The sequence below is a fragment of the Longicatena sp. genome (assembly GCF_982403165.1).
Genome location: NZ_CEVYEL010000084.1, coordinates 1 through 8,219, shown reverse-complemented (window position 1 = coordinate 8,219; position 8,219 = coordinate 1). Strand labels below are relative to the sequence as shown.

At 37.2% G+C, this 8,219-nt stretch carries 7 protein-coding genes; 4 read left to right on the top strand and 3 right to left on the bottom strand.

Annotation, left to right across the window (positions count from 1 at the left end):
* Positions 1–209 precede the first annotated feature (209 nt).
* Positions 210–788, top strand: coding sequence for an ANTAR domain-containing response regulator (locus tag AC1VS3_RS12265; protein ID WP_008688483.1), 579 nt, complete (start codon positions 210–212; stop codon positions 786–788).
* 16 nt (positions 789–804) lie between these two features.
* Positions 805–2,418 carry a CTP synthase gene (locus AC1VS3_RS12260; protein ID WP_481275668.1) on the top strand — a complete coding sequence of 538 codons (1,614 nt, stop codon included), beginning with the start codon at positions 805–807 and terminating at the stop codon, positions 2,416–2,418.
* Between the two features lie 295 nt (positions 2,419–2,713).
* Here the strand turns inward: AC1VS3_RS12260 and purB are convergent, their stop codons facing one another.
* The 3 genes from purB to AC1VS3_RS12245 form a co-directional block, all read right to left on the bottom strand.
* A complete protein-coding gene (gene purB, locus AC1VS3_RS12255; protein WP_008688480.1) occupies positions 2,714–4,144 on the bottom strand; it encodes an adenylosuccinate lyase in 1,431 nt (476 codons plus the stop codon).
* Between the two features lie 36 nt (positions 4,145–4,180).
* The gene (gene purC, locus AC1VS3_RS12250) at positions 4,181–4,888 is read right to left on the bottom strand and encodes a phosphoribosylaminoimidazolesuccinocarboxamide synthase (protein WP_008688478.1); all 708 of its coding nucleotides are present in this window, start codon (positions 4,886–4,888) and stop codon (positions 4,181–4,183) included.
* Between the two features lie 229 nt (positions 4,889–5,117).
* Complete coding sequence (locus AC1VS3_RS12245; RefSeq protein ID WP_008688476.1) at positions 5,118–5,801, bottom strand: phosphoribosylaminoimidazolesuccinocarboxamide synthase; 684 nt, start codon at positions 5,799–5,801, stop codon at positions 5,118–5,120.
* Between the two features lie 278 nt (positions 5,802–6,079).
* Between AC1VS3_RS12245 and AC1VS3_RS12240 the strand changes: the two genes are divergently transcribed.
* Together AC1VS3_RS12240 and AC1VS3_RS12235 are read left to right on the top strand one after the other, a co-directional pair.
* The gene (locus AC1VS3_RS12240) at positions 6,080–7,393 is read left to right on the top strand and encodes a Mur ligase family protein (RefSeq protein WP_008688474.1); all 1,314 of its coding nucleotides are present in this window, start codon (positions 6,080–6,082) and stop codon (positions 7,391–7,393) included.
* Complete coding sequence (locus AC1VS3_RS12235; RefSeq protein WP_008688473.1) at positions 7,390–8,130, top strand: type 1 glutamine amidotransferase; 741 nt, start codon at positions 7,390–7,392, stop codon at positions 8,128–8,130. The genes AC1VS3_RS12240 and AC1VS3_RS12235 overlap by 4 nt, the downstream gene beginning before the upstream one ends.
* Positions 8,131–8,219: the final 89 nt, after the last annotated feature.

Genomic DNA, 8,219 nt, shown 5'->3' with positions numbered 1-8,219 from the left:
CTATAATAGCTATAAATATTTAGTTAAATGTCAACAATACAGTACACTAGCTCTTGTTCTACACCATACTAACTATGAATCGATATATATACGAATAAGGCTATCGGTCTACTGCAAACAAGGATTTGTGCATTAAAACTAAATGTAAAAACTATCCAAATGAAAACACACAAACAATAACTTGATACGATTAAAAGAGGTGATGATCTATGATTCGTGTATTGATTATATCTGGCAGTAAAAAGACAACTGAATGCATACGCGAATTTTTAGCATGTGAAGATGACCTCAGTATCACGATCAGCACCCATGCAGCGCACGCTCGCCGTCTTTTTATGACAGCTGCCTATGATTTCATTATCATAAACTATCCGCTTCCAGATGAAGCAGATTATCGTCTGGTATTGGATATGAATGTGAAAAACAATGCCAGCATCTTATTGCTGGTACATCATGAGAAATTAAAAAGTATTGAGGATCGCATGCAGAAAGCCGGTATCATGACCGTTGGAAAACCAATACATCAACATACGCTGTTTCAGCTTTTAAAATTTGCCATACTTACTCAACGCAAACAAAAACAACATCAAAAAGATGAACAGCTATGGAAACAACGTCTGCAGGAAACCAAGGTTATCCAGCAAGCAAAGTGTCTGTTATTAGAACATGAACATATGAATGAGCAACAAGCACACAAATATTTAGAGAAAAAAGCAATGAATGCGCGACTCACACGCTTACAGCTAGCAAAAGCGGTGATACGAAAATATGAAAATAAAACCGAATGAGAAAGGATATATATCTATGTGTAAATTTATCTTTATTACCGGTGGTGTTGTATCCGGCTTGGGAAAAGGCATCACCGCAGCATCTTTAGGAAGACTATTAAAAGCAAGAGGACTGAAAATCTCAGCGATGAAAATGGACCCCTATGTCAATGTAGATCCGGGAACCATGAGCCCTTATCAACATGGTGAGGTCTTTGTGACCGAGGATGGCAGTGAAACCGATTTGGATTTAGGTCATTATGAGCGTTTTATTGATGAAGATTTAAACTGCTATTCCAACGTAACAACTGGGAAGATCTATTGGAATGTCTTACAAAAAGAGCGTCGGGGAGATTATCTTGGTCAAACTGTTCAAGTCATTCCCCATATTACCAATGAGATTAAAAGTTATATTTATATGGCTCAGAAGAAAACGCAAGCAGATATTTTATTATGCGAAATCGGTGGAACTACCGGGGATATTGAGAGCCAGCCATTTCTTGAAGCGATTCGTCAAGTTGCGCTTGAACAGGGACGTCAAAACTGTTTGTACATTCATGTGACGCTTATCCCTTATATACAAAGCAGCCAAGAGCATAAATCAAAGCCAACACAGCATTCGGTAAAAGAACTACAATCGTATGGTATCTCACCGGATATTTTGATTGCAAGAGTCAATGAACCATTAGAAGATACGATTAAAGAAAAGTTATCATTATTTTGCAACGTACCTAAGGAATGTGTCATTGAAAATCGAACGATGCGCTCATTGTATGAGGTACCTTCGATGTTACAAAAAAATGGATTAGATGAGATTGTGCTGAAACATTTTAACTATTCGTTACCATCAGCTGATTTGCATCAATGGGAAGAATTAAGTGAAGTCTTTTCCAGTATTCAAGAAGAAGTTACGATTGCCCTGATTGGGAAATACGTGAAGCTCCATGATGCTTATTTATCCGTTGTTGAAGCACTTCATCATGCCGGTTTAAAAAACAAAGTTCACATTCAAATCCGCTGGATAGATTCAGAAGAATTAACAGAGGAAAGCGTAGCTGAAAAATTAAGTGGCTGTCATGGTATATTAATACCTGGAGGGTTTGGTAATAGAGGCATAGAAGGAAAGATCGTTGCTGCCAATTATGCCCGTATCCATAACATTCCTTATTTAGGGATTTGTTTAGGGATGCAGATTGCTGCTATTGCTTTTGCCCGCAGTGTATTACAACTTAAGGATGCCAATTCTGCAGAGTTTGATAATGACTGTCAGTATCCAATCATCCACTATATGCAAGAACAAAGAGAACTGCTTTCAAAAGGTGGAACAATGCGTTTAGGGGCGTATCCTAGTACCATTAAAAAAGGAACGCAATTGGAAAGAGCTTATCAAAAAAATCATATCGCAGAACGACATCGTCATCGCTTTGAATTTAACAATGCCTATCGCGCATCTTTCGAAGAACATGGCATGTGTATCAGTGGGGTATCACCTGATGATGCATTAGTCGAGGCTATTGAGTATTCTGCCAATGATTTTTATATAGGCGTACAATATCATCCGGAATTTAAAAGCCGCCCACATCGTGCACATCCTTTATTTATAGACTTTATTAAATATGCAAAACAATTGAATAAGAGGAAATGCGAATAACAAAGCAGTATCTTTATGAATAGGAGAAACCATAAAAAGTGCTTTATATGCTTTTTATGATAGTCTATGATAATTCTTTATAAAACGACACAGTCCTACATATGAGTGTGTCGTATTTTTTATAGAAAGGAAAGGGAGGGTATATGTTAGGCTGCATGAACGTTATAGGCAAACACTATTTTCCTACTCCTATTATTTCTTCTTTCAGATAAGCTAAAACCGATTCGCTTTAACGTAAAAGAAAAAGACTGTGTGTCGTACAGTCTTTCTTATACAAAGCAATGCTTATTGCTTTTTATACTTGAATATCGGCATGTATTCCCAATGCGTTTTTTTCTTTGGCTAGAATAGGGTCAATGAAGTCATGGAAATATTCTTCCGTTTGCTGTGGCGCACGGCCAACAAAATTTTGTGGATCCATGATGGCTTCTAGCTGTTCCATATGCATAGGGAACATTTCATCCTCGGCAATACGTGCAAGCAAATCGTTTTCCTTTCCTTCTTCTTTCACCGCTTTTCCAGCCTCCATAGAATGAATACGAATGCGTTCATGCAGTTCCTGACGATCTCCGCCGGCTTTTACCGCATCCATCAATATAGTTTCGGTAGCCATGAAAGGGAGTTCTTTCATCAAATGTGCATGAATGACTTTTGGATATACAACTAAGCCATCCGTAATATTCAAATAAAGATCAAGAATACCATCTACAGCTAGAAAGCCTTCCGGTATACTGATGCGTTTATTAGCTGAATCATCCAAGGTTCTTTCAAACCATTGCGTTGCAGCAGTTAATGCCGGATTTAATGCATCCGAGATGACATAATTAGCTAAAGAAGCCATTCGTTCACTGCGCATAGGATTGCGCTTATAAGCCATAGCACTGGAACCGATCTGTCCCTTTTCAAATGGTTCTTCCACCTCTTTTAAATGCTGTAAAAGGCGAATATCATTTGAAAACTTATGTGCACTTTGGGCAATATTGCTTAATGCCTGAAGTATACGAGAATCAATTTTACGTGAATAGGTCTGGGTAGATACTGGATAGCAATCTGTATAACCCATTTTTTTTGCGATACGTTTGTCCAGTTCCTTAACCTTTTCATTGTCATTGTCAAACAATTCCATAAAGCTTGCTTGTGTACCGGTCGTACCTTTACAGCCTAAAAGTTTTTTATGCTCTAGTAAATAGCAAATTTCTTCATAATCCAACTGTAGATCCTGTGCCCAAATGGCAGCACGTTTACCAAGTGTGGTTGGTTGGGCTGGCTGAAAGTGGGTGAATGCTAAGACCGGAAGATCTTTGTAGGTCAATGCAAATTTTTTCAATTCCGCCAAGACGTTCACGATTTTGTTTTTTACCAGTTCTAATGCTTCATACATGAGGATGAGATCTGTATTGTCACCAACATAGCAGCTAGTCGCACCTAAATGGATGATACCTTTGGCTTTTGGACATTGCACACCATATGCATACACATGGCTCATCACATCATGGCGCACGATTCTTTCACGTTCTTTCGCCACTTCATAGTTGATAGTATCTTTATTCTCAATCAATTCATCCAATTGTTCCTGAGTGATATCCAATCCTAATTCTTTTTCGCTTTCCGCTAAAGCAATCCATAGCTTACGCCATGTTTTAAATTTCTTATCCTGTGAGAATATTTGCTGCATCTCTTTGCTGGCGTAACGCTGTCCCAGCGGGCTTTCATATCGATCGTACATATAAGCTCCTTTCCATTTATCTATTTAAGTAATTTTTTAAGCGATATACAGACGTTTACATACTTCCTGATAGGCATCTTCCACATTTCCTAAATCACGGCGGAAACGGTCCTTATCTAAATGTTCATGGCTATCCATATCCCATAATCTGCATGTATCTGGGGAAATTTCATCCGCTAACACAATAGTATCATGAAATTTACCAAATTCTATTTTAAAATCAATCAATTCGATATCGGCTTTCGCAAAGATATCCTTTAATGTGTTGTTGATTTTAAATGCCATATCGGTAATGGTATCGATTTCTTCACGTGTTGCAATACCAATAGCAATCGCCATATAGCTGTTGATCATGGGATCACCAAGTTCATCATTTTTATAACTGAATTCTAAGATCGGGCTCTTGATTTTTGTGCCTTCTTCCAAGCCTAAACGCTTCGCAAAACTACCAGCCACCTTATTGCGCACGATAACTTCCAAAGGGATGATATCCACTTTTTTCACCAAAGTCTTGCGATCATCTAATTCCTTGATCAGATGGGTTGGAATTCCTTGCTGTTCCAACTTCTGAAACAAAAAATTTGATATGCGATTATTCATGCTGCCTTTTCCTTGAATCGTACCTTTTTTTAAACCATTAAATGCTGTTGCATCATCTTTGTAATCCACGATAACAGCATCAGCATCTTCTGTGGTAAAAACTTTCTTTGCTTTTCCTTCGTAAAGTAATGTGCACTCTTTCATTGTTGTTCATTTCCTTTCCATATACAGATATCTCATAAATAAATATCTTTTCTATAGCATATATCGAACATGAATACCTATGTAAACCAAGCAAAAAAATGTATTGCTTTTTTTACCTTACAATTATAGGGCAGGGGATTTTTCATGTCAATCTTTCTTGTGCTGATATTGTAATGTAACCGTTTAAAAAAGCATTCTCACACTTATTACATGAGAATGCTTCATTGCATTATTTACCTAAAATAATTGATGTCAGATCAACTGGATCAACGATTTTACCATCTTTGTAAACACGCATGTTTCCGGATGCAATTTCATCAATCAGAATCACTTCATCATTGTTGTAGCCAAATTCAAACTTGATATCATACAGATCAAGACCTTTTTTCTTCAAGTCTGCAGCTACAATTTCCGTAATTTTTAAAGTCTGTTCTTTCATGCTTGCGAACATTTCTTCGCTCATGATTCCTAAAGCAGCCAGACCTTCACTGGTAATCAGCGGATCACCTTTGGCATCATCTTTCAATGTTGTTTCTACATATCCGCCAGGAAGAGGTGTTCCATCTTCAATATAATCACCATAACGGCGAATGAAACTACCGGTTGCTACCAGACGGCAGATAACTTCCAAGCCTTTACCAAATACGGTAGCAGGCAGAACTTCCATCGTTGCATCTTCTACATTAGCACTTACGTAATGTGTTTTGATGCCAGCATCTTTTAAGATTTCAAAGAAGTGGATTGAAGTTTCCAGATTTGCTTTACCAATACCTTCGATTGTTAAGCCAACTGCATTTTCGCCTGGATCAAAAACGCCATCTTTTCCAGTACAGTCATCTTTAAACTTCAACAATACGTTACCGTTGTCTAATTTGTAAACATCTTTTGTTTTACCTACGTAGATTTTTTCCATAGTGTCCTCCATATTCCTTAATGACGAAATTATTATAGCATTTCTCAGCATAATTACCACTTAAATTTTACAATTTCTTCAATTTTTTAATTTTTTTTTGCTCTTTTATCGAAAATATTCTTATTTTTAAAAGGCTTTCACATAATTTCTAAGGGCAGTTATATAATAAAAGAAGAAATCCCATAAATTCTATGAAGAACGTAGCGTTTTTAAGCATTTCAAGGTATAATAAGGAAGTGAATTTTACAATACACTTCTAGCAATCAAGGAGGAATTATATGAAGTATCTCGCAATACTGCTGAATAAGCTTGCATCCTTTCTGCTAAGTTTGGTTCATCGCGGAGGTTCTCTGCCAGGACAATTGGCATTGAAGGTTGATGCTAACATCTTAAAAGAGCTGAAAATCTCATGTCCCATCATTTTAGTAACAGGAACCAATGGTAAGACATCTACAAGCAATCTAATCGCTTCCATGTTTGAAACGGCTCATAAACAAGTGGTTACCAATCGTAAAGGTGATAATATGCGTGCCGGTATTACGACTTGTTTATTGAAAGCGGCAAGTCTAACTGGTGTAGTACCTGCCGATTATATCGTATTAGAGGTTGACGAATTAAATATCCCTTATATTATTAAAAGTCTGCCTGTCACCGCATTAGTGGTAACTAATTTCTTCCGTGATCAATTGGATAGGGCAAGGGAGATGGAGCAATTAATCCAAAAGGTAGAAGAAGCGATCCATGATTTTGATGGTACCTTGATCTTGAATGCCAATGATCCCAATGTTGTTCGTTTAAAAGATGCTGCTGTGCAAGCAGATGCACGATACTTTGCCATGGAGCGATGTGAGGAAAGCAAAGCCGTTAACAAAGAAGCAAGTGAAGGTAAATTCTGTCCACGTTGCGGTGGTAAGCTGATTTATGACTTTTACCAGTATTCTCATATCGGTGAATACCATTGTGAGAATAAGGACTACGAAACACCTGCTACAGATGTCAAAGGTAGCGTGAAAAGCATTCGTGATCGCCAATTCATCTGGAAAGATATGGAATTTCATGCACCACAAGGTGGTTTATATACTATGTACAATTGTATGGCTGTTTTATGCGTGGCAGATTTCTTCCACATTGATATGCAGTATGCAGCTAAAACGTTTGAAACCATGGATGTTCCTGATGGCCGTAATGAAGAATTTAACTTTAATGGTCAAAAATGTGTATTGAATCTTGTGAAAAATCCTACAGGTGCCAATGAAGTCATGAAAGTCATAGAAGAAGATCAGGATGATAAAACAGTTTTACTGGTATTAAATGATCATGCGCAGGATGGCACTGATGTATCCTGGATTTATGATACATTCTTTGAAAAATTAGTAAACGAAAAAACCGTTCATATCATCTGCAGCGGTACACGTTGTTACGATATGGCATTAAGATTAAAATATGCAGGTTATAAAGAACGCATTGAAGTGGAAGAAAACCTGGAAAAGGCAGTCGCAAGTCTAAAGAATGCAGATACCACTATGTATGCCATTGCTACGTATACGGCCTTGCAGCCGGTTCGCAAGCTGCTAAGGAGGAATGAAAAATGAAATTAAAGGTATGCTGGATGTATCACGATATCATGGATCTTTATGGAGATAAAGGTAATATGATGGTACTTACGAAACGTTGTAAAGATCGCGGTATCGATATTGAGATTGACACCTGTGCCATTGGTGAAAAGAAAGATTTAAGCAAATTTCATCTGATGTTTCTAGGTGGGGGAGCAGATAAAGAACAGCATATGCTGATTGATGATTTACTTGCCCGTAAAAGTAACATTCAAAAAGCTATGGATAACAATACTTTCATTTTCCTTGTATGTGGTGGATATCAGTTATTTGGTCAGTATTATATCGATGCCAATAATGAAAAAATTGAAGGTTTGAAATTCTTCGATTATTATACCGAAAGTGGCGATAATGGAAAACGTTGTATTGGCAATATAGCTATTCAGTGTAATTTAGATGGTGAAGAATTCATGGCAGTCGGCTTTGAAAACCATGGTGGGCAAACGAGAAATGTAGCAAGCCCATTTGGCAAAGTCATAGCTGGCTATGGAAACAATTTTGAAGATAAAATAGAAGGTTTCTATAATGGAAAGGTGCTCGGTACATATATGCATGGCCCTTTATTTCCTAAAAACCCAAAAATTGCTGATTTTGTGATTTATAAAAGCTTAACAAAAGAATATCCGGATTTGAAGTTTTCAGACCTATTGCCATTGGATGATTCTTTAGAAAATAAAGCGAAAAACCAAATGCTAAAGCGACTACACGCTATTTAAGAGCATTTGATCAGGGTGATGAATATCATCCTTTTTTTATTACAATATTTATTTGTTAAATATTTCACATATTATACAGGGTACAAGAG